Below are 21,768 nucleotides of genomic sequence, written 5' to 3' on the forward strand. Positions count from 1 at the left end.
GGATGGCTCAATGGTCGTAACACGAGTATAGCTAGATTTAGGCAAGGATGACTCCTAGTTAATGTTTGCGAGTGCGGCCACCCAGCCCACAAAAACTCTGTTGTCTCTAGAAAGCAATAGCGTTGGCGCTCACTCGCACTCCACTAGCGACGCCGAATAGCCCAACTTAGGCATCGTTGACCCTTTAACAATTGTCTCCCATTTAACCATTCTGCCCACAAAAGTTTTGCACAATAACATTTTTTGCTAAAGCTTTGTAAATCAAGCAAATAAAGTCTACTTGTCTGGTTGCTAAATAATGGCTCACAATGAGAAGTAACAGATAAAAATTTAAATTTTTTCTTACATTTACCCCGCCTCTCAATGACTCTCTTGCCTCCCACTCAACTGAGGAAGGTAACGGAACAACCTGCCTTTCCTACACCTTCCGCTCGTTTAGCTCACCTAATTAATCGTTTTCAACCATCCCCAGAAACAGTTGTGCTGTTTTTAGCTATGCTCATTGGCGGTGGTACTGGTATGGGTGTAGTCACCTTTCACTATTCAATCCAGCTGATTCACCAGCTGATGCTGGAAAATTTAATGGGTCAAATCGGCGTCTGGGGTGCTTGGACTTTAGCCTGCGTTCCCACCCTTGGCGGATTAATCGTTGGCTTCATGCGCTGGCGCACTCAAGACTTTGGCCCTGAACTTTCATCTCTAATCGCCGCCTCTCAAGGAACAGAGATTAAGCGGCCACTAAGACCAGTTACGAAGATGTTAGCCGCATCTGTTTCTTTGGGAAGCGGTGCTTCTTTGGGGCCAGAGGGACCGAGTGTAGAAATTGGCGCAAATTTTGGGATGTTGTTGTCTGTGATCCTGAATGTATCTCAAGAACAACAACGTTTGCTGTTAGGTGCTGGCGCGGCAGCTGGACTCGCTGCTGGATTTAATGCTCCCATCGCTGGAGTATTTTTTGCCCTAGAGGTGGTAATGGGAGCTACATCTTTTGCTACTTCTGCTGTGAGTGTGGTGCTGCTAGCGGCGGTGGTAGCAGCATTAATTGCCCAAATTGGTTTGGGGACACAACCTGCTTTTGATTTACCTGCTTACCAAGTCCGTAGTCCTTTGGAATTACCCCTTTATCTTGGCTTGGGTTTAGGGGCCAGCTTAGTTTCTTTGGCTTATACTCAATCAATTCGGGGAGCAAAAGCCTGCTTTGCTGGAAAGGTTCCAGGTTTTGACTTTTTGGGACGAATTCCTGAGCCGATTCATCCAATTATTGGCGGTGTGATAATTGGCGCAGTTGCTTTGCACTTCCCGCAAATTCTGGGCGTCGGTTATGAAACTGTAGAAGCAATGCTTCAGGATGTGGAGTTTCCACTCTACCTGTTGGTGGTGCTGTTGGTAGTGAAGCTACTGATGACTGCAATTAGTACGGGTAGTGGTTTCATTGGCGGTTTGTTTGCACCAGCAATGTTTTTAGGTGCTTCTTTTGGATCAGCTTACGCCAAGATTTTGGCTGTGGCATTCCCGGCTATTTGCGATCAGATGGCAGCTCCCCCAGCTTATGCAATGGTAGGAATGGCAGCAGTGCTGGCTGCTAGTGTCAGAGCGCCGTTAACGGCTATTTTAATGCTGTTTGAATTAACCCGCGACTATCGGATTGTTTTACCGTTGATGGCAGCTGTGGGTTTGAGTGTTTGGCTAGTGGAAAGGATTAAACCAACTTTTAACTCTAACTCTAACCTACAACAAATTGGTCTTTCTGAATTGAAAGATGAAAAAGCGGAAATTGTGGAGCAAATTTTGGTAGAAGATGCTATGTACCCCTGTCCAAAAAAGCTACCTGCAACCCTTGGAGTGTTAGATGCAGCTGTGGAAATGATCCGCGATCGCGCCCGAAGTGCTTTAGTAATTGATGAAGCAGAGCAATTAGTTGGTATACTTTCTCTGGAAGATATTAACCGCGCCCTTGCTCTTTGGCAAACTTACCCAAATTCGCTAACTGAAATTCCAGATAATTTATCCAGTCAAACCCTCATAGACATTTGTACTACTGAAATCCTCTACGCATGGCAGGATGAACTATTATCTGAAGCTTTAGACCGGATGACTCTTCGAGGTTTGCATCAATTACCAGTGGTAGCACGAGATAAACCCGATCGCATTTTGGGTTTACTAGAAAGAGAGCAAATTGCATTAACTTGCAATTTAGCAGTTACGCGCAAGGCACTTCGCCACTATTTACCAGTCTTACCCACCACAGATATAGTTATTAATAATTAGTCAAGGACCAATCAATTTGGGATTTTAGATTTGCGTTAGCAAGTCTTGTCTATGACACACTACGCATAGCTTGCTTTCCCGCAGGAGTACGAGCGTCTTTTAGATTTGTTCCAACCACAAGGGGTGTGGTATGAACCAAAAAACAATTCCATTATCCAAAATCCAAAATTGGCAAGGTCAAGTATCAAAAACCTTGGACTTTTGATTAATCACTCTTGAGTGCCAATTTTAGATTGAAGAAAACCCGATAGCGCAGTGTAAAGCCAACTCTTAGAGATGCTTGTCTGCAACACGCCTCTGGTTCGCCAACGGCAACTCTTAGAGTTGCCATGCCGCAGGCTTTACGCTGCGCTACCCTTGCGTCTTTTAGGTTCATGCTAGACTAATGTCTCGCTACGCGTTTTCACGCCTTGTGGGTGACACAAATCCAAAATTCAAAATCTTCAAGCCCCATCTGTTTATTGGTGGGGTCAATCCAAAATCTAAAATCTAAAATCTGTTGACTTTGGACTCTTGACTATATTATTAAGCTGTGGCTTCTATAGCTTCATCATCTTCTTGATCTTCTGGATCTACCTGTCTCAGACGAATGTGCTTTTTGCCTAAAGTGATCAGAAACTCATCTCCTGGTTTAAGATTCATCTGTTTTGTATAAGCTGAACCTATAAGTAAGTTACCATTCGATTGCACACTAATTCTATAGCTGGCACTACGTCCACCGCGCCCATTAGCACTGGGTGTACTGTCCAACTGAATGCCTTCGGCATCAATTAGGGCATTTAAGAACTTCATCATATTTACGCGCTCTATACCGTTTTTGGTAATGGTATAGTAGCCGCACTTCTTGGCTTTGTCTTCCTTGCTCTCGCTCTCTAGCTCTTTGACTTTTTTGAGCAGTTCTTCACCGAGTAGGGGTTCAATTTTTTTCAGTTTAGGCATCAACTTAGGTCGAAAATGAATGTTTGAAGTGTTTGAATCGATTTTATTTTAGCTGACATTGAGCTAATAGGAACATAATCCTTTAGTTTTTATCTCAACCTAGCCAAGTATATTACACTCATAGGCACAATTGTTATGTGATTAACAATATTGCCAAGACAATCTATTTTACAGAATGCTGGCAATGCTGATAATTATATATATATAGTTAGTGAATCACTGCTAGACTATACAAGTTTTAAGTTTTCTAAACTAACGCTCAAAAGGTTGTTTACAAGCTTTAGATGATAACTGAGTCAGAGAATGATAAGTAAAACTGATCCTTAGTCAAAGGTCAAGAGGAGGCAGTGCGGTCTTAGGGTCTCCCCAAATAGAGCAATAAGCGTGTTTCCCCAAAAGAGCAACTACCGTTCAAGGGTCAATATTTGGACTCTGTAAAATTGACTATTGACTAAACAATAAACCTTGCCAAAATGAAACTAACTACCAGAGGACACTATAGTGTGAAGGCGTTGCTAGATTTGAGTTTACAGCCAAGATATGGCCCTGTATCTGTGAGAGCGATCGCCAAACGCCAAGATATCCCAGCTCCTTACCTCGAAAAATTACTAATAGAAATGCGTCGTGCGTCAATAGTTAAATCAATTCGTGGTAGCATCGGTGGATACCAATTGGCAAGAGAGCCTGCACAAATATCTATAGGACAAATTTTAGAAGCAGTTGGCGAGACTAGCCATTTACCCCATCACACCCCAGCACCTGCACAAGCTGAAGATTGGGTAACATTTAGCCTCTGGCAGAGACTCAACCAAAAGCTTAAAGAAGCTTTGTACAGTATTACTCTGGCAGACCTTTATTACGATGCTCGTAGCTGGCAGGCTTCCCTTGGAGAAGAGGCTAGTTTTGTGGTTTAGTAAAGAGTCAATAGTCAATAGTCAATAATCCAAATATTGACCCTTGAGAGCCAGTTCACTTGAGAGAGGAAACTCCCGCACATGACTGGCTCCTCTTGACCACGAATTTTAGATTTTAGGTTTTTTGGTTCATGCCCCGGACAACTCTTGGAGACGCTAACGCGTAGCTTGCTTCCCCGTAGAGGTACGTACCGCTGTTCGCTTTCGTGGTCAGGGTCAATTCCATTATCCAATTCCATTATCCAAAATTGGTTGACCCTTGACCAGTAACTTATGACTAATAGCATCTATATCTTAATAATTGCTGCACTTTTAGATTACTTAATTGGCGATCCTTGGAATTGGCCTCATCCAGTGCAAGTTATGGGGTGGGTAATTTCTCGCCTGACTAAATTTTCTCTGCAATTGTGTCAAAATTCTCTAACACAACGCCTAGCTGGAATTGTATTAGGCATTATTCTAATAATTGGTAGCGGCCTTGTTGGCTTTTTGATTATTCAAAGTGCCAAATGGGTTCATCCATTGTTGGGAATTGCAATAGATAGTATTCTTTTGGCTAGTTGTTTTGCTGGCAGAAGTTTGCGAGCAGCAGCAGTGGCTGTTTTACAACCTTTAACAGCGGGAGATTTGGGGCAGGCTCGGAAGATTTTAAGTAATTACGTTGGTCGAGATACACAAAACCTCTCACAAGCAGAAATTTCACGAGCCGTTTTAGAAACGGTTGCAGAAAATGCCACCGATGGGGTAATGGCTCCACTTTTTTATGCAATTGTTGGTGTCTTTGTGCCACTTGTGGGGCCAACTCCCTTGGCTTTAGCATACAAAGCCAGTAGTACCCTTGATTCAATGGTGGGCTATCGGGAAGCACCTTATACTTATTTGGGATGGTTTTGTGCGCGGTTGGAAGATTGTTTGACTTGGCTACCTTGTCGGTTAACAGTTGTGACTCTGGCGCTGTTATCAGGTAAACCGATGCATGTTTGCCGAATTTGTCGTCGGGATGCAATTAATGATCCTAGTCCCAATTCTGGCTGGAGTGAGTGCGCCTATGCTGCTTTTTTGGGTGTGCAGATGGGGGGTACAAATTGGTATCGTGGGGTAGCTAAGTACAAACCACTGCTAGGAGATGCTATTTATCCCATTACTGCAACTTCTATTCAGAATGCTTTGCAGCTGACTCGATATTGTTTTTTGCTATGGTTAGGGATAGCGATCGCTATATTCTTAATACTCCCAAATAGGTAATGATAAATATAAAGTTAGGAGTTAGAGACGCGATTAATCACGTCTGTACAGGAGTTAAGAATAAAAATTCCTAACTCTTAACTGATCACTCCTAACTTATCACTCGCTATGTCTGCCAAAGTAGTTGAAATTCTCTCATCAGAAGAAATCCGTCGGACCTTGACTCGCCTCGCCTCTCAAATTGTGGAAAGGACACGTGATTTGTCTCAACTGGTGCTTCTTGGTATTTATACCAGGGGTGCGTTATTAGCCGAATTGTTGGCGCGTCAGATTGAGACACTAGAAGGTGTAGCCGTGTCAGTCGGCGCTTTGGACATTACATTTTATCGAGATGACCTTGATAAAATTGGATTGCGGACTCCAACGAAAAGCGAAATTCCTTTTGACCTGACGGGGAAAACGGTTGTACTCGTGGATGATGTTATTTTCAAAGGACGGACGATTCGCGCTGCTTTGAACGCAGTCAACGAGTACGGTAGACCAGAGGTGATTCGTTTAGCTGTGTTAGTAGACAGAGGTCATCGAGAATTACCAATTCACCCAGATTTTATTGGCAAGCAGTTGCCTACTGCCAAAGAAGAAGTTGTCAAAGTTTACTTACAAAATTGCGATGGACGAGATGCAGTGGAGTTGATTGGAGATTAGGAGTTGGGAGTTAGAAGAATTTGCTCGATTTGTAAAGACTGACGAATTTTCAGGGTGATATTAGCCAAAACTTATGATCGCAAGTTTTGGCTAACTAATTCTGCTTGTACCCGATTGTGGCGCAGCACGGCAAGCCGTTCGCTAATATCCATGATTGCGCCCATCATCCGCACTGGCTTACCTGTTTTGTGATCAACGACATAACCCCTTTGAATCCTACTCCTTTGTTTATGGATTACGGTTTTTGGCTAACCCACAGCCTAATGTCATGAAAATTTGACATTATCACCATTACTCAATATGAACTAGCTGGTAATGTTATGAAAACCTGACAATTCGATCCCAGAAGAGCTAATAAATTCGTGAAACAGGTAAAAAACCTATTGAAACCCCTTGATCCCTACATATGCTTAGTGGTTAATATTGACTTAACATAACAAATAGAACTCCTCCGCTCCCAAAGAAATGCTGATTTTGGCATAACTTGGAATTGATTGGAAGTGATCTCAATTTAAAAACTTAAAAACTGGGCAAAACCAGGAGTCAGGAATAAGAAGTTCATCTGGAGTGGATGACATTTTATATAGCATTCTTTAACCAGGGGAAATCATTTACCGCTTAAACTACTGGAGGCCAAACTAAATGGCAAAAGAACGCCCACCACTAGAAGAGATGACCTTACGGCAACTACGCAGAGTTGCCAGCGAATATAGCATCTCTCGCTATAGCCGAATGCGTAAATCACAATTGCTGGCATCAATTCTAGAAGTCCAGCGCAGCAAAACTTTGCTCAGTCCATCTCGTTCGTTGGAGGCACAAGAAACCGTGGAAGCAGCTAAGTTTGAATTAGGTCAGGAAGATCGGACTGGTGGATCTTTGGCTGATGTTGATGAAGGACTCGCCGATCTGCCCTCTGGTTATGGTGAAAGCCGGATTGTCCTCTTACCGCGCGATCCTCAGTGGGCTTACACTTACTGGGATATTCCGAATGAACATAAACAAGAACTGCGCCGACAAGGAGGACAACAACTCGCACTACGGATTTATGATGTCACCGACATCAATATCGAATACCAAAGCCCCCACAGTATTCAAGAATATCCTGCTGATGAACTAGCTAGAGAATGGTATCTACCAGTTCCAGTTAGTGATCGCGATTATGTGATCGATATCGGTTATCGTGCTGCTGATGGTCGCTGGTTGGTACTAGCTCGTTCTGCTAAAGTACACATTCCTCCCGTCTATCCTTCTGACTGGATTGAAGATGTCTTCATTACTGTCAACTTTGAAGAAGATTTGCGTGGTGAGACTCAGTACGAACTGGTTCACCCTGCTGAGAAGATTGCAGTTACCGCCAATGATGGTGTGAATGTGAATGTCAATGGCAACAGCAACAGCAACGGTAATCCCATCTACGACGAAATATTTGGTTTAGCTGAATCTGCTGAAGTACAACGAGTTGCTGGTTCTATCTTCGGCTCCCAGCAGCAAGTACCAGGTTCAGCGCGTCCTGAACAAGCCATTAGCTCCTACATTTTTCCATCTGGTGTGGGTCTGTGGGCAGTTCCCACCGGATCTGGCTTAACTGCTTCTGGTGCAGGAATGTCAGGTGTTGGCTTCTCGGCTTCCGCCGTACCAGTACGTCCGCGCCAGTTCTGGTTAATTGCCGATGCTGAGTTGATAGTCTACGGTGCAACCGAACCTGATGCTACCGTAACCATTGGTGGCCGGGCAATTCAGTTAAATCCAGATGGGACATTCCGCTTCCAGATGTCCTTCCAGGATGGTTTAATCGACTATCCGATTTTGGCTGTAGCTGCTGATGGTGAGCAAACTCGGTCAATTCAAATGAAATTTAATCGTGAGACACCATCCCGGAATACTAACAGCAAAGAAGAAGCTGTTTTAGAATGGTTCCCTTAACTTTTGGCTCTTAGATTAACTTCAAACTGAAATTTTAAATTATTCCCCGCTATAGTAATTCTGTAGCGGTTTTTTTGCATTATATGTCTACAAAAAAATTCTTTTTGTTATTTAGCTTGATAATTGGTGCAAGCTTTTTATCAGGTTGTCAAGAGATTGAGGCAAATTCAGTCCCAAAAGCATCTAAAACTTGCCTTGGTAAAGATGCTAAGTTCAGTATTGATTTTTTTAAAACTAATAATCAAGGTAAAAAAAGTCAAAGAGGCATTAACAATGTGATTATTTTTAATCCCAAATCAGCAGAATTAGATTTCAAAGTTAATGTTGGTCTATCTCATAAACTCTACGCCAAAGATGCTAGGGGGAAACTGCGTAAAGAATATGTACCAAAACAGTTTCATGAACTTATCAACAATGAGAATGCCAAATTAGACGGCCAGCTACCCATTGCCGCAATTAATGCCGACTATATAGGTACTGATGATAAACCACAAGGCTTAAATGTTTCTCGTGGCGTAGAGTATTCGGGAGCATTTAAGAATAAACGTTCTTCCTTTGGGATATCAGGAGGTACACCCAACCAGCGACAGGCTACTATCCAAACTGGTAGAAGAAAGAGCGATATTCTAAATTATAATTTAGTGGGTGGTAATGGCAGATTCTATCGTCAGGGTAAGTTTAAAGATATTTGTCAAGATTTGGGAGAATTTGCCTGTAAAAATGCAACTAATCGCTCTCTGGCAGCTATCACTAATCAAGGCTATGTAATACTATTAGTTAATGACTTAAAAGCTAATTCAAATATTGAATTGTCTCAAGTTAATCAAGAGTTACTGCCAGATATGTTTGATAATGTCCTAGAAGGTATTGCTAGCAATAACTGTTTAGGTAAGATTCAAGAAGGGATTTTATTTGATGGAGGGATGTCTCCAGGATTATATTATAACCAGAAAACTTATGTAGAAAACCTTGGGCCGATTGGTTCAGTTTTTTTAATTTACAAAAAATAAAATAGTTTAGAAGTTTAGGGCTGTAACGTAACTACGCCCGTTGTAGACATCGACTTTTGTGCCATCAACAGGCTATTTTAGACTGGATAGCTTGAGAGCATCCCGTTTTGGAAGAAACATCTTTGGTATCTCACCCTAAATCCAAATACTTTGTCCAGTAAAGAGTTTTGTAGCTGGCTAGGACTAGTACCGCAAGGCGGAAGTCACTCATTCAAAAGTTTGACCCTGAGCGCAGTCGTAAAGCCTGCGGCATAGCTACGCTTAGGGCGCAGCCTCTCCAAGAGTTGGGTCAAAAGTCAAAAGTATTATGAAATAAGCTCTTTAGGAATTTTAAATGGTTGCTCTATTTACGCCGTGGCGTACTAGATTTACTTCCATCTGGCTCAATTTTAGAGTACTGACCCTTTAACTTTTTGCGAATTCTCAAGCTTGTTTGGATTCACCCAACGATTAACAAATTCGTTGTTATGTTTGTACACCTTGATTTGCACTTGTTTGGAGCTTAACTTGACTACTTCGGCAGGAATTCTTTGGACATCGCTAGAATCTGCGCGAGCCTTGTAAAGCCAAATGACTTTTTGCCCTACTTGAAAGTAGTTAGGATTGCTAGTTAAAGAAGGCGCTCTTTCTGCCCAAGAAGGGAAAGCAATTGCTAAGTTGATCAAAAGTACTAAGACCACTAGAGTGATTTGGAAAAGTTTCATGATCATTGCACTTGTCTTGGGTCTGGTGGGGCAATCAATCTGCTCCTCTAGCATTTAGCTATTGTCCTTCTTTGCTTTCTCAAAGTTGAAAAGTAGATACACTAAAACTTCTTTTGACAATTTAACATTACTTTGCTCTTTGAACTCTGAGCGAGTGGCTCAGGAATGGGCGCTCCGGTACTGAGTACTGTAGAAGTTATTCTTATTAAGTTCTTGGTTGGAGTCCCAATCCTCCGTAAAGAGTTCAAAGTTCAAATCTCTACTGATTTCAGGATAAAGCAACTTTGATAATAAAATCAAATAGTCTTGTTTTTTAATGTGATAAATTTATTTTATGATAAAAGTTGTGATCCTCTGACTTGAGATCACAATCTCTATCTCAACAGTTTGCAACTTAAATCATGCATTTTCCCTAAAACAGGAGATACTTTATTGACTTGTTTGAGAGCTTTTGTTGTTTGTTGAGCAATACGCTTGCTCTAATTCCCTCCTTAAAAAGGAGGGTTAGGGAGGATCAAGCCTTAATCCAAGCGGATTAGTTTATTGAGGTTAGATTCTTTTTTAAGTAATATATTTACTCTTAATTAATCCAGCTAAAAGTTATTCCTATTCTGGCTGAGATTTGCCTTGATTTGGTAACTTAAGTTATTAATATAACTCCTGATTAATTGGCTTAATTGCACAAAATAGATCGGTAACTATTTAAGCATTTAGTATAATCTTATGGATGTGTTGGTGAGTTACCTGCTCAATTAAATTATTCAATTAATTAAACTCATCAAATCTTCATCTATTTGAAGTGTAATTTATCTTTTCCATTAAAAATAGTGGGAATAATAAAGAAAATCGGATTGAGCAGATTAGTTAGCTATGAGCCAAATATGTGCTATCTCCAAAACCTGTGCTTGTCGCAATGTTGCACGCTGCCGGACTAAGGAGGCTGGCAAGCTCTTTCTCTGGTTCCCCGTTCCCCATACACTGAAAAAAGTCACCTCCTACCTACAGCAGTTTGCCCTGAAGTATGAACTGATGCACAAGCGTCCAGGTCTGAGTTTGAACTGTAGACCTGGACAGTCACAAGAAATTGCCCGTAACCTGGCCCAACTACTTGCACCGAGAGAATTAAGAGAGACGCAAGTCCTTTTCCTTCAAGGTGCTATCGAACCTCAACTCCACGATTTTAGTGACATAACCTCATTACAACGCTTCATTAAGTTCAACCAATCCGACTGGCTGGTTGAAATGCTGGCAACGGAACGATTCACCAGTTACTTCCAACCAATTGTCTCAATTAAGGATACATCGCAGATTTATGGATATGAATCACTCTTGCGGGGGCTGGATGAACAAGGCAATTTAGTGTTACCGGGACCAATTCTGGAGTTAGCAACTGAAGCCGGACTCTTACCACAACTCGACCAAGTTGGTCGCCTGAGCGCGATCGCTCAATTCAGCCACCATCAAGTAAGCGGGCAGATTTTCATCAATTTTGCACCAACGGCGCTTTATGATCCAACTTTTTGTCTACGTAGTACGGTAGAGGCAATTGATCAAGCAGGCATCTCCCATGAGCGGGTTGTTTTTGAAGTCGTGGAGTCAGACAATCTTCAAGATTTAGACCATCTCAAGACAGTGCTCAAATACTACCGGGATGCTGGTTTTTTAATAGCCCTTGATGACCTCGGTTCTGGCTATTCCAGCCTAAACTTGCTGCATCAGTTACGTCCAGACTTTATTAAGTTGGACATAGAGTTAATTCAAGATGTGCATCAAAACCTTTACAAAGCTTCGATTACAGAGAAGCTTCTGGAGATTACTCAAAAGTTAAATATCCAGAGCGTCGTTGAAGGGATTGAGTGCATTGAGGAACTGAACTGGCTGCGAGAACGAGGCGCAACTTTTGCTCAAGGCTATTTGATTGGTAAACCCAGTGCAATGCCTGTCACTACAACTCCTCACTTTGATCCGATCGCGTTAACTGTTGCATCGGCAGATGGTAAGCAAGTTGAGCGGCATGTTCAACACCAAAGCGAGTCCGAGCGAATTGTCGCGGCTGTGACGCAACGCATTCGACAATCATTAGAATTAGACGAGATTTTGCAAACCACAGCAGCCGAAGTGCGACAAATGTTTGAGGTAGACCGAGTGGTGATTTACCAGTTTGAGCCAGACTGGAGTGGTTTAGTCGCTGTAGAATCCTTAGCAGAAGGGTGTATGTCCATTCAGGGATACGTCATGGACACGTGCTTTCAACCCACGCGTGCAGCTTACTTTCAACAAGGTAACACCAGAGCGATCGAAGACATTGAAACTCCTGGACTATCGCCGTGTCATGTTGACTTCCTCCGAAGTTTGCAAATCCGGGCATACCTGATCGTGCCCATCTTGCAGCAAGACGGTTTGTGGGGACTATTGATCGCTCACCAATGCCATCATGCCAGACAATGGCAGCAATCGGAGATTAACTTGTTTAACCAGTTAGCGGGTCAAGCTGCGATCGCTATTCAGCAATCAGAACTTTACCACCAATTACAACAAGCAAATCATGAATTACAGCGCCTTGCCTGTTCGGATGGTCTAACCCAAGTGGCAAATCGACGCTGCTTTGATGACACGTTCAACGCACAGTGGCAACGGTTGGCACGAGAGCAAGCCTCGTTATCTTTGATTTTGTGCGATGTCGATTACTTTAAGCTTTACAACGATACGCATGGACATCTGGCAGGAGATGATGCACTCAGACAGGTTGCCAAGGCAATCTCTCAGACAGTTAAACACCCCGCTGATTTAGTTGCTCGTTATGGTGGAGAAGAGTTTGCAGTTATTTTACCAAATACTGATATTGAATCGGCCATTGCAGTTGCAAGAGATATTCAGAAGAATATTAGTGCGTTAAAAAAGCCTCATCCCCATTCTCAGGTCAGTGAATTCATCACGCTAAGTCTTGGTGTGGCAACCATCACTCCTCATAGCCAATTACCTCCCGCAACCTTAATTGCTACTGCTGACCAGGGACTCTACCAGGCAAAAGCACAAGGAAGAAATTGTGTGGTGCAGATGGATTGTGAGGAGGTTGACGCTAAATCTCTCCTTTAGCACCAGTCTCCATTTTCTCTGCCAATTATCGTGAATATTGTTGATCTACGATTTCCAAGTAGTTCCGGCTGCGACACAATTTGATTTTAAAGCTGTGATAGAAAATGCAGAACCTTGGAAATTGAGACTGTTGATGATTGGTTTGCACCAGTTTGAGACAGAACAAATACCTCTGCCTGGGAACGAGGAACCCAGAAACTCTCTCCTTTTAGGAGAAAGGTCAGAGTGTATTGTATACAAACGAGAAGTGCTATGTTTGCACTCCAGAAAAATCATCTGAAACTCAGTTAAGATAAGTAATTGAACGCTAATTCATTATTGATATTATTCTGGCAACCCGTAGTTTAAGTATTTTAAAATACATTCTTTGTCTATTTACAAATTGAGCAAATTGGCTGATCATGACGACACAAGAAAAAATGTGATAAACAACACTTATTTTTGTAATAAGTTGTAGTTTATGTAACTTGTGCAGTTAATCTCCTGTCAAAAATATCATGCCTTTAGTTTCAACGATAAATAAACTGACATCGACTCAAGTCCCCACACTGAATGATTGCAGTTCACAAAGCCTGCTCAACTACTTTCAAAATACTTGGGAGCTTGAAGAAACACTCATGAAAAGTTTGGTCAGGGAAGAAACTTTTTATTTTAACCCTGATCCTTTAAGAAACCGTCTAATTTTTTATCTTGGTCACTCAGCTGTTTTTTTCATCAACAAGTTAATTAGAGTTGGTTTAATCAAAGCTCGAATTAATTCCCAATACGAAACCCTATTTGAAATCGGAGTTAATCCAGAAACACCGATAGAACTCGACGCAGCGATGAAAGGAGTTAGTTGGCCTGATGTAGAAAAAGTTTGGCAATATCGAGACAAAGCACGAGAAGCTATTACAAAGGTGATTCAAAATACTTCCCTGGATTTCCCGATTCATCAACAGCATCCCTTCTGGGCTTTGCTGATGGGAATAGAACATAGTCGCATTCACTTTGAAACCTCTTCGATGCTGGTGCGTCAATTGCCTACTAATTGCCTAAAACGCCCCCAAGGCTGGAATTATGCACCTAGCAAGGGGAATATTCCCAAGAATGAAATGCGCCGGGTTCCCGGTGGTGTGGTGAAACTAGGAAAACCCAAGGATGATCTTACATTCGGTTGGGATAGCGAATATGGCGATCGCACTGTTGAAGTAAAACCCTTTTTAGCTAGTCAATATCTAATCACTAACGGAGAATATCTGAAATTTGTTCAAGCTGGTGGTTACAACAATCCAGACTACTGGAATGCTGAATCTTGGGATTGGAAGCAACTCTACAATGCCCAACATCCCAAATTCTGGATACCCTTACAGGATGGCTACCGATATCGAGCCACATTCGACGAAATAGACTTACCCCTAGACTGGCCTGTGGAAGTCAATTACTACGAAGCGATCGCATTTTGTCGCTCTCAAGGCACAGAAATCCGCTTGATGAGTGAAGCCGAATGGAATCAAGCTTTACTTACCTGTAAGGATAACCACTTATCAACTAACTCTAATCTCAACTTACAATTCATTTCCCCCAGCCCAGTGGGAATGTTCAAACCAGCTAATAGCGCTTGTGGGCTTTATGATCTCAGAGGAAATGTCTGGGAATGGCTGGGGGACACTTTCAACGCCCTACCAGGATTTCAACCTCATCCGCTTTACGAAGACCAAGCAGCACCCTTTTTTGATGGCAAACATCAGATGATGCTCGGCGGTTCTTGGGCTACTAATGGTGCAATGGCATTACCAACCTATCGCAACTGGTTTCGTCCCTACTTTTATCAACACGCTGGTTTTAGAATTGCTCAAGATTTGAAAGCTGTGTCATGAAATGAATGAATTGAATATATTGAATATTGAATTTAGCGATCGCAAAATAAACTCAAGACATTTAAAAGGAAATTACTGAGAATGAAACCACATTCTATTCCACCAAAACCCGGTCAATAATCAGTTTGGGATTATCCTTGTCCGGCTCGTTTAGAAAATACCAACAAATCAATTCGGGTGATTTGTTGGTATTGTTTTATAGGACTCATATTTGATTTTTGAAAAACGAAGTTGGCTAGAAAGTTGCTCTATAAAGGGTTACTTCTCAGTGTACTTAGGAAAATTCAACTTTAATCGCTACATATGCGTTTGCAAAGTGTTTGTATAGTAGAATTGCTCCTAAATTTGCGAACAGACAGATGCTTCCTAGTCCCAATAAAATATATGTGGGAGCCATGACAACTCCAATCATGAACCAAGCAAATACGTGCAGTATCATTAATAAAGCAAAGGTACTGGCAATTGCAGCACTTCGCCAAATCTCAATAGCTGGACGACACAATAATGTCAAACCTATTGTTAACGAGGTAGCAATTAGGTTGACTGGGATTAGAAAGGCACAAATCCCAATGCAGTAAGTGCTTGAGAATACGGTCAAAGTGTTGAAATCTAACATTAATTCTCCTAGATGAAATTGCCAAATTTTAGATGAATATTTGTCCTGATATCCTCAAGGCTAGTCAGACTTTAAAAGATTTGTAGGTTAGCCGAAACGATTGGGTTACTCAGATATTAGTGAAGACACACTAAAAATTTGAACCACCAACTTCTTGGTGGTTCAGAGTTATACTTCGTATTAGCTACTAGTCAAGCACTTAAGCAGGAAATATTGTCCGGATGATCAGTGCGCTGGCGAACCCAGAAACACTAAGACCTAGCAAAATACTAGTAAACAAAAGACCTATTCGAGGGTTAGAATCTAGTTTTTTGTCTTCTCTACCACCTGTAAAGAATAAAGACCAAGCTTGCGAAGCATTGATAGTCTTAAAGCTATTAAAATCAGGTCTGAAAACAACAGAACCAAATAGCTCAGGAGATTTCAAGTCTAAATTATTGTTCATGTAAATAAGTATAACAAATGTATTGTCAAATAGCTAGCTTTATGATATGTATCTACAGATAAAGGCAAGGTAGATATGTCGAGGGCAGCGATCGCCGGCGTTGAGTGGTGATTTTTCAGAGGGATCTGAGGAACGGATATCGCTCAAAATGTATCAAATAGTGATACCGTGCCCACTACTAAACCAGCACCAGAGCAACTGCTAACCTACAGAAGACCCCAAAAGTGAAGGAAGCCTTGACCAGAAAATAGTTCAATTAGGGCAGCGCACAAAAAGCCAATCATCGCCAAACGACCGTTCCAAAGTTCAGCCTGGGGTGTAAATCCCCAACGCCAGGCATTGCGATTATCGAGCATCGGGGGGTTAATATTTGTGTTCGCTGACATAGTTAATAATCCAAGTTTTGTAACTGTAATAACTTACTGGCGTTGTGCAAAGTAAGGATTGCTTCCCGGTTTTAGAATGAGGCGAAATCCATATCTAGTTTCCACTTGTGTTTGAGGATTTCTTGAAATATCGTTTCCCGAATCATCATCTGTTTATAGTGCAAGATCAAGAACTCTTGAGCTTGTTCACGGGACATCTGCTGCACTTGATCGCTAAAGGAACGAATGCTAAATTCTTGTTCTAAAGATAATTTGATTGGCTGATTCATTACTGCCTCTTGTAATCCACTTAGGGTAAAAACTGTCAAATTAATCTTGCAGAGCACTATCTTCAAATCTGGGTCTGAAGCTGAACGACTCGCTATATTTAACGCCTAGCTAATGGCAAAGGCAGTCAACGAAGTCAGTATCATCAGCGGCATAGCAACGCTTCAAGCAAAGAATAACAATGGCGCTCTTCAGACCTAAAACAATCAGATAGGTGAGTCGGTTTTTCTAGTTGCGTAGGCATTGGACACGCTTCTGTCATCAGTGGTGTACAGGTTTGTATTGCCTACTTGTTACTTTATATAAATTAGTATAACAAATTATTTACATATTTGGACATTTTAGAGTAAGCATGATAAATCAGCCTTTCGGCTAATCAAGCAATTAGCACCGTTCAAATTACATTTATTGCCTCTGTGCGATTTTTTGCTGACGCTACTCGATACTCTGACTGCTCTAGTCCAAGTCGCAGTTCTTTCCGGATAAAATGCTTCATCGTCCAATAACTGCAAAATCCCGCACTGGTCTTGAATTTTGTCGAAGCGTTGCGATTGTTCGCACTTGTTGCACTAATCTATCAATATCTACGACACAAGGCTGGGTAAATTCTTCTCGGTCAATAAATTCTGCCGGGGGATTAGTAGTAATTTCCCGCCAGCTTGTAGTTTCTTTTTTTCGGTACTGATAGAAAAGTATTCTCAAGAAGTTATCGAGTGCATTGCTACCCATATTGCCTTATTTGAAGACATGAAATTATGTTCATTATTTCCTAAATAACCCAAGTTGCTAATTACTCATCCTGGAGCTTCGCGCTAGGGTATCGTGCATGGTTACTCAGATAAGAAAATCCCCTCCAACGAGAAAAAAGAGGGGAAGATGCTAAACAAAATAATTACGGTCGATGCTATTATCAACGACCTGTTAAAGGCTATTGGGCATAATGAACACAGTCGTCGAGAGATGATCGATGCAGAAATTATTACAACGACCTATTGGTTATGTTGCTATTAACAGCTTATTTGCTATCTTACTTTATAAAAACAGTCTCTAGATATAAAATTAATTCATCCTATGAGTAGGTGCAAAAATATAATAACCTAAGTTCCTAGTTACTCACTCCAGAGCTTCGCGCTGGGGTATCGTGGATAGGTTACTCAGATATTGCAGAAACTAGACTCTTGGAACAAGGGGACTTGGAAACAAAGGGAGGAATCAGATGGGGATTCAGACCACGCCTGATACATAGCCAACAAAAAATGGTGCTCTTGTATTAAACCCTATAAAGCTTGCCGCACTCTTTGAAGATGGGAGACAATTTCCCCTTGTCCTCTTGATAAAATCCCCTCCAGTGAGATAAAAAGAGGGGAAGATGCTAAACGAAATGATTACGGTCTATGCTATCAATCGACGACCTGTTAAAGGCTATTGGGCATGATGAACACAGTCGTCGAGAGATGAGCGATGCAGAAACTTCTGGAGTACTGGAACAGGTTAATCCAATTAAAAGCTATAAAATCTCGATTTACGATGACTTTACTGACTTTCACTTTCTCCAGTTATATTTTCTAAAAAATTCCGGAATTACAGTCCCAGAAACTCCAGTTTCTATCTTTGAATCATTATGCTTTTTTCAACCAGCTAAACATAGCGCGTAAATCTTTGCCAACTTCCTCAATTTTGTGTTCAGCTTCTTTGCGACGCAAAGCGGTAAATCCTGGTTTACCAGCTTGGTTTTCCAGAACAAATTCCCGTGCAAATTGTCCAGATTGAATTTCGCTGAGAATCTTCTGCATTTCAGCTTTGGTTTGTTCGGTGACAATCCGCGGCCCACGAGTATAATCGCCATATTCAGCCGTGTTAGAAATGCTGTCGCGCATTTTGGCTAAACCGCCTTCCACAACCAAGTCAACAATCAGCTTGACTTCATGGAGACATTCAAAATAAGCCAATTCTGGTTGATAACCAGCTTCTACTAAAGTTTCAAATCCGGCTTTGATTAAAGCACTCAAACCACCGCACAATACTGCTTGTTCGCCAAATAAATCTGTTTCGGTTTCTTCGCGGAAAGTAGTTTCAAGAACACCAGCGCGGCTACCACCGATACCTTTAGCATAAGACATGGCGCGATCGCGTGCTTGACCACTGGCATCTTGATAAACTGCAAATAGCGCTGGTACACCTTCACCCTGTTCATAAGTCCGCCGGACTATATGCCCCGGCCCTTTGGGTGCTATCATCACCACATCTACGTTAGCTGGTGGTACAATTTGCCCAAAGTGAATATTGAAACCGTGGGCAAAAGCTAACACATTCCCTTCTTCTAAATTTGGTTCAATCTCGTTTTTGTAAATCGTTTTTTGGACTTCATCAGGTAATAAAATCATGATGAAGTCAGCAGCATTGGCAGCATCTGCAACATTCTTCACAGTTAACCCCGCTGCTTCAGCTTTTTCTACTGACTTACTACCCGGATATAATCCCACAATCACATTCAAACCACTATCTTTTAAATTGAGAGCATGGGCATGACCTTGGGAACCATAGCCGATAATAGCAATAGTTTTTCCAGCCAAAAGGTCTAAATTGGCATCTTCGTCATAATACATCCGGGCCATAGAAGCATCTCCTGTCAGCAAGCGTCGTCATTCAATTAGCAGGCTTTTGATTGTACCTCAAATTGAGTACTACAGATGAACTATGAGCTATTAAATTTATCCGTTTGAACTCAGAGGGAGTTAAGGAGATGAGGGAGAAAAACTTTTAACTCCTGTACAGACAAAGATTTTTCGCGTCTTTTAACTTTACCCCTGTTACATAAATCGCAACAATACAGGCTTTGAGTTTTATGTGAGCAATACTGGGGTTAACTTCATCCATCTAGGGGTAGATTATGTACGCTTTGACTAAATTACCGCGCACATCTGCTTTATTTGTGAGTGTGTTATTAGGAGGGGTGATTTTCACCAGTTGTGCCTCTTCCCATCAGTCAGCAAATAAGGCTTTACCTCCAATTGCAGCCGATGGCAGGGCAAATCAAGCAACTGCACCTGCCAATGAAAGCAGTATTTCCCAAAAGGCGGAAGCTGCACCAATAGCTCGTTCTCGTCCCCAACTAATCAAAAAGGCAGCAATCTCTTTGACTGTCAACTCTGTAGATCAGACTATTAATGCCGTTTCACAAATTATCAATAAACAGCAAGGGGATTTGATCGGGTTGAAACAACAACAACCCAAAAACGACAACCCACGTTACACAGCAACAATACAATTGCGGATACCAGAAAACCTACTGGAATCTACCTTAGAACAACTAGCTAAATTGGGCACTGTTGAGAGTCGCAATATCACTGCGGAAGATGTAGGCGATCGCCTGGTGGATTTCCAAGCTAGATTAACCAATTTGCAGAAAACTGAAGCCAATTTGCAAAAAATTATGGATCGGGCAGGTTCTGTTAGAGATGTGCTTAGTGTTGCCCAAGAACTGAGTAATGTCCGAGAAACGATAGAACAAATTGATGCCCAACTCAAAAGCTTACAAAATCAAGTTGCTTATTCCACTATTACGCTGAACCTAGAAGCAGCAGTTTCTAGCACCAGTCCCCAACCTGCCTTTGGTTTGCAAGTTCAGGAAACTTGGAACAACTCCACCCACTCTTTGAGTGCATTTTCCGTTGGCTTACTCAAGCTGAGTATCTGGTTAATTGTTTACAGTCCCTATTTGTTAATTTTTGCTGCTCTTATCTATGGCTTTACTCGTTGGCGGCGAACTCATTCACCACATTTAACACAAACACCAGAATCAACTAGTTCTGAGTAAGCTTGCATAAATCGTACATCTACCTGTGATAAATTTACATAAGTAAAAATTAATTCAAATATTGCCAAATCTTATTGTCTGAGTCTCCATCTTGAAAAGTTCTATTTATCCTGTCGTTTTGATTACTTTAATCTTTAATCAAATGTAAAAAACAATACAAAATATATGATGACAATTTTGATACAAGTTTGTTAAGAATAGTTACAATAGTCGGAATACAGGATAATATTTCTTATGGTAAACTCACTTGACAATAATCCACCTCATCAAGTAGTCATTGTTGGTGGTGGTTTTGGTGGACTTTATGCGGCCAAAACACTCGCCAAGGCGGCAGTAAACGTTACTCTGATTGATAAACGTAACTTTCATCTATTTCAACCCCTTTTATACCAAGTTGCTACGGCTGCTTTGTCTCCTGCTGATATTTCTTCACCGTTGCGTTCTGTACTCAGTAAGAGCAAGAATACGAAAGTGCTGCTGGGAGAGGTGAATAATATTGATCCAGAAGCAAAACAAGTGACTGTGGGCGACGAAGCAATAGCTTACGATACGTTAATTGTTGCTACAGGTGCGAAGCATTCCTACTTTGGCAAAGACAACTGGGAAGAATTCGCCCCAGGCTTGAAAACCGTAGAAGATGCTATAGAAATGCGTAGCCGGATTTTTACGGCGTTTGAAGCCGCAGAAAAAGAAACTGATCCAGAAAAACGCCGTGCTTGGTTAACCTTTGTAATTGTTGGTGGTGGCCCTACTGGTGTAGAATTAGCTGGCGCGATCGCAGAATTAGCAAACCAAACTCTCACAGAAGATTTCCGCAGCATCGACACATCGGAAGCCAAGATTTTGCTATTAGAAGGTCTGGATCGGATTCTGCCACCCTTTGCACCAGAGTTATCACAAGAAGCGGAAGCATCCCTGACGCGGTTGGGGGTGATTGTTCAGACAAAAACACTGGTAACGAATATTGAAAATGATATTGTTACCCTCAAACAAGGCGATGAAGTTAAAGAGATTGCCTCAAAAACAGTATTATGGGCAGCAGGTGTGAAAGCTTCAGCAATGGGAAAAGTGCTAGCAGAACGCACAGATGCCGAATGCGATCGCGTTGGACGCGTTATTGTCGAACCTGATTTGAGTATTAAGGGACATCCCAATATTTTTGTTATTGGCGACTTAGCAAATTTTTCTCATCAAAATGGTAAACCCCTACCTGGTGTTGCACCTGTAGCGAAGCAACAAGGTGAATATGTAGCAGCGCTAGTCCAAAAGCGGCTTACAGGTAATAGTTTGTCACCCTTTGCTTATGTTGATCGCGGTAGTTTAGCGATGATTGGACACAATTCTGCTGTGGTAGATTTGGGCTTTATCAAGCTGAAAGGTTTCTTTGCATGGCTGTTTTGGCTATTGATTCACATCTACTTCTTAATTGAATTTAACAACAAATTAGTAGTAATGATTCAGTGGGCATGGAACTATTTCACCCGTAATCGCGGAGCAAGATTAATTACAGGTCAAGAATCACTCACGCAGTTCCAAATTGGCGATCGCAACAGTTATTACACATCAGGCACTAATAAACAGCCGATAAATATTTGATCATTGGCCAAACAGGGCATTGGTTATTTCCCTTGTCC

Annotated in this window: 20 protein-coding genes and 2 pseudogenes; 12 read left to right on the plus strand and 10 right to left on the minus strand. The window is 41.7% G+C overall.

Annotated elements, in window-relative coordinates; genetic code table 11:
• The first annotated feature begins 363 nt into the window (after positions 1–363).
• Positions 364–2,268 carry a chloride channel protein gene (locus Q0541_RS32545; protein WP_298920871.1) on the plus strand — a complete coding sequence of 635 codons (1,905 nt, stop codon included), beginning with the start codon at positions 364–366 and terminating at the stop codon, positions 2,266–2,268.
• A gap of 205 nt (positions 2,269–2,473) precedes the next feature.
• Here Q0541_RS32545 and Q0541_RS32550 read toward each other — a convergent pair whose 3' ends face one another.
• Both Q0541_RS32550 and Q0541_RS32555 read right to left on the minus strand, forming a co-directional pair.
• Positions 2,474–2,644: a hypothetical protein gene (locus Q0541_RS32550; protein ID WP_298920874.1), complete on the minus strand. Its 171-nt coding sequence runs from the start codon at positions 2,642–2,644 to the stop codon at positions 2,474–2,476.
• A 149-nt stretch (positions 2,645–2,793) separates the two neighbouring features.
• Positions 2,794–3,207, minus strand: coding sequence for an AbrB family transcriptional regulator (locus tag Q0541_RS32555; RefSeq protein WP_298920876.1), 414 nt, complete (start codon positions 3,205–3,207; stop codon positions 2,794–2,796).
• A 473-nt stretch (positions 3,208–3,680) separates the two neighbouring features.
• Between Q0541_RS32555 and Q0541_RS32560 the strand changes: the two genes are divergently transcribed.
• From Q0541_RS32560 to pyrR, 3 genes are all read left to right on the plus strand, one after another.
• Complete coding sequence (locus Q0541_RS32560; protein ID WP_298920878.1) at positions 3,681–4,121, plus strand: Rrf2 family transcriptional regulator; 441 nt, start codon at positions 3,681–3,683, stop codon at positions 4,119–4,121.
• 273 nt (positions 4,122–4,394) lie between these two features.
• The gene (cbiB, locus tag Q0541_RS32565; RefSeq protein ID WP_298920880.1) at positions 4,395–5,366 is read left to right on the plus strand and encodes an adenosylcobinamide-phosphate synthase CbiB; all 972 of its coding nucleotides are present in this window, start codon (positions 4,395–4,397) and stop codon (positions 5,364–5,366) included.
• Positions 5,367–5,474: 108 nt separating this feature from the next.
• Complete coding sequence (pyrR, locus tag Q0541_RS32570; RefSeq protein ID WP_298920883.1) at positions 5,475–6,011, plus strand: bifunctional pyr operon transcriptional regulator/uracil phosphoribosyltransferase PyrR; 537 nt, start codon at positions 5,475–5,477, stop codon at positions 6,009–6,011.
• 8 nt (positions 6,012–6,019) lie between these two features.
• Here the strand turns inward: pyrR and Q0541_RS32575 are convergent.
• A pseudogene (locus tag Q0541_RS32575) lies at positions 6,020–6,220 on the minus strand (hypothetical protein); the annotation flags it as partial.
• A gap of 433 nt (positions 6,221–6,653) precedes the next feature.
• On the opposite strand from Q0541_RS32575, the gene Q0541_RS32580 reads away from it, so the two are divergent.
• The gene (locus Q0541_RS32580; protein WP_298920885.1) at positions 6,654–7,934 is read left to right on the plus strand and encodes a DUF4912 domain-containing protein; all 1,281 of its coding nucleotides are present in this window, start codon (positions 6,654–6,656) and stop codon (positions 7,932–7,934) included.
• A gap of 83 nt (positions 7,935–8,017) precedes the next feature.
• Positions 8,018–8,944: a phosphodiester glycosidase family protein gene (locus Q0541_RS32585; protein ID WP_298920887.1), complete on the plus strand. Its 927-nt coding sequence runs from the start codon at positions 8,018–8,020 to the stop codon at positions 8,942–8,944.
• 389 nt (positions 8,945–9,333) lie between these two features.
• Here the strand turns inward: Q0541_RS32585 and Q0541_RS32590 are convergent, their stop codons facing one another.
• Positions 9,334–9,648, minus strand: a complete 315-nt coding sequence (locus Q0541_RS32590) for a hypothetical protein (RefSeq protein ID WP_298920890.1) — start codon at positions 9,646–9,648, stop codon at positions 9,334–9,336.
• Between the two features lie 870 nt (positions 9,649–10,518).
• Here Q0541_RS32590 and Q0541_RS32595 point away from each other — a divergent pair.
• The 3 genes and pseudogenes from Q0541_RS32595 to ovoA all read left to right on the plus strand — a co-directional run bounded on the left by Q0541_RS32595 (position 10,519) and on the right by ovoA (position 14,603).
• The gene (locus Q0541_RS32595; RefSeq protein WP_298920892.1) at positions 10,519–12,744 is read left to right on the plus strand and encodes an EAL domain-containing protein; all 2,226 of its coding nucleotides are present in this window, start codon (positions 10,519–10,521) and stop codon (positions 12,742–12,744) included.
• Between the two features lie 46 nt (positions 12,745–12,790).
• Positions 12,791–12,925, plus strand: a pseudogene (locus Q0541_RS32600) (CRISPR-associated RAMP protein); the annotation flags it as partial.
• 316 nt (positions 12,926–13,241) lie between these two features.
• Positions 13,242–14,603 carry a 5-histidylcysteine sulfoxide synthase gene (gene ovoA / locus Q0541_RS32605; protein WP_298920894.1) on the plus strand — a complete coding sequence of 454 codons (1,362 nt, stop codon included), beginning with the start codon at positions 13,242–13,244 and terminating at the stop codon, positions 14,601–14,603.
• Positions 14,604–14,877: 274 nt separating this feature from the next.
• Here the strand turns inward: ovoA and Q0541_RS32610 are convergent, their stop codons facing one another.
• From Q0541_RS32610 to Q0541_RS32630, 5 genes are all read right to left on the minus strand, one after another.
• Positions 14,878–15,219, minus strand: a complete 342-nt coding sequence (locus Q0541_RS32610) for a hypothetical protein (protein ID WP_298920898.1) — start codon at positions 15,217–15,219, stop codon at positions 14,878–14,880.
• 199 nt (positions 15,220–15,418) lie between these two features.
• A complete protein-coding gene (locus Q0541_RS32615; protein ID WP_298920899.1) occupies positions 15,419–15,664 on the minus strand; it encodes a hypothetical protein in 246 nt (81 codons plus the stop codon).
• 206 nt (positions 15,665–15,870) lie between these two features.
• Positions 15,871–16,050 (minus strand): chlorophyll a/b-binding protein, encoded by a 180-nt coding sequence (locus Q0541_RS32620; protein ID WP_104906897.1) that lies wholly within the window; start codon positions 16,048–16,050, stop codon positions 15,871–15,873.
• A 71-nt stretch (positions 16,051–16,121) separates the two neighbouring features.
• Positions 16,122–16,319, minus strand: coding sequence for an NblA/ycf18 family protein (locus Q0541_RS32625; protein WP_298920903.1), 198 nt, complete (start codon positions 16,317–16,319; stop codon positions 16,122–16,124).
• Between the two features lie 490 nt (positions 16,320–16,809).
• Positions 16,810–17,046, minus strand: coding sequence for a hypothetical protein (locus tag Q0541_RS32630; protein WP_298920905.1), 237 nt, complete (start codon positions 17,044–17,046; stop codon positions 16,810–16,812).
• A 665-nt stretch (positions 17,047–17,711) separates the two neighbouring features.
• On the opposite strand from Q0541_RS32630, the gene Q0541_RS32635 reads away from it, so the two are divergent.
• Positions 17,712–17,972, plus strand: coding sequence for a hypothetical protein (locus Q0541_RS32635; RefSeq protein WP_298920907.1), 261 nt, complete (start codon positions 17,712–17,714; stop codon positions 17,970–17,972).
• On the opposite strand, the gene ilvC is transcribed toward Q0541_RS32635, so the two are convergent.
• A complete protein-coding gene (gene ilvC / locus Q0541_RS32640) occupies positions 17,937–18,950 on the minus strand; it encodes a ketol-acid reductoisomerase (protein ID WP_366941959.1) in 1,014 nt (337 codons plus the stop codon). The two genes, Q0541_RS32635 and ilvC, sit on opposite strands and share 36 nt — an antisense overlap.
• Before the next feature lie 257 nt (positions 18,951–19,207).
• Between ilvC and Q0541_RS32645 the strand changes: the two genes are divergently transcribed.
• Together Q0541_RS32645 and Q0541_RS32650 are read left to right on the plus strand one after the other, a co-directional pair.
• Positions 19,208–20,134 carry a DUF4349 domain-containing protein gene (locus tag Q0541_RS32645; protein ID WP_298920911.1) on the plus strand — a complete coding sequence of 309 codons (927 nt, stop codon included), beginning with the start codon at positions 19,208–19,210 and terminating at the stop codon, positions 20,132–20,134.
• A 234-nt stretch (positions 20,135–20,368) separates the two neighbouring features.
• Positions 20,369–21,730 (plus strand): NAD(P)/FAD-dependent oxidoreductase, encoded by a 1,362-nt coding sequence (locus Q0541_RS32650; protein ID WP_298920914.1) that lies wholly within the window; start codon positions 20,369–20,371, stop codon positions 21,728–21,730.
• Positions 21,731–21,768 lie beyond the last annotated feature (38 nt).

The sequence above is a fragment of the uncultured Nostoc sp. genome (assembly GCF_937863485.1).
Lineage (GTDB): Bacteria > Cyanobacteriota > Cyanobacteriia > Cyanobacteriales > Nostocaceae > Nostoc.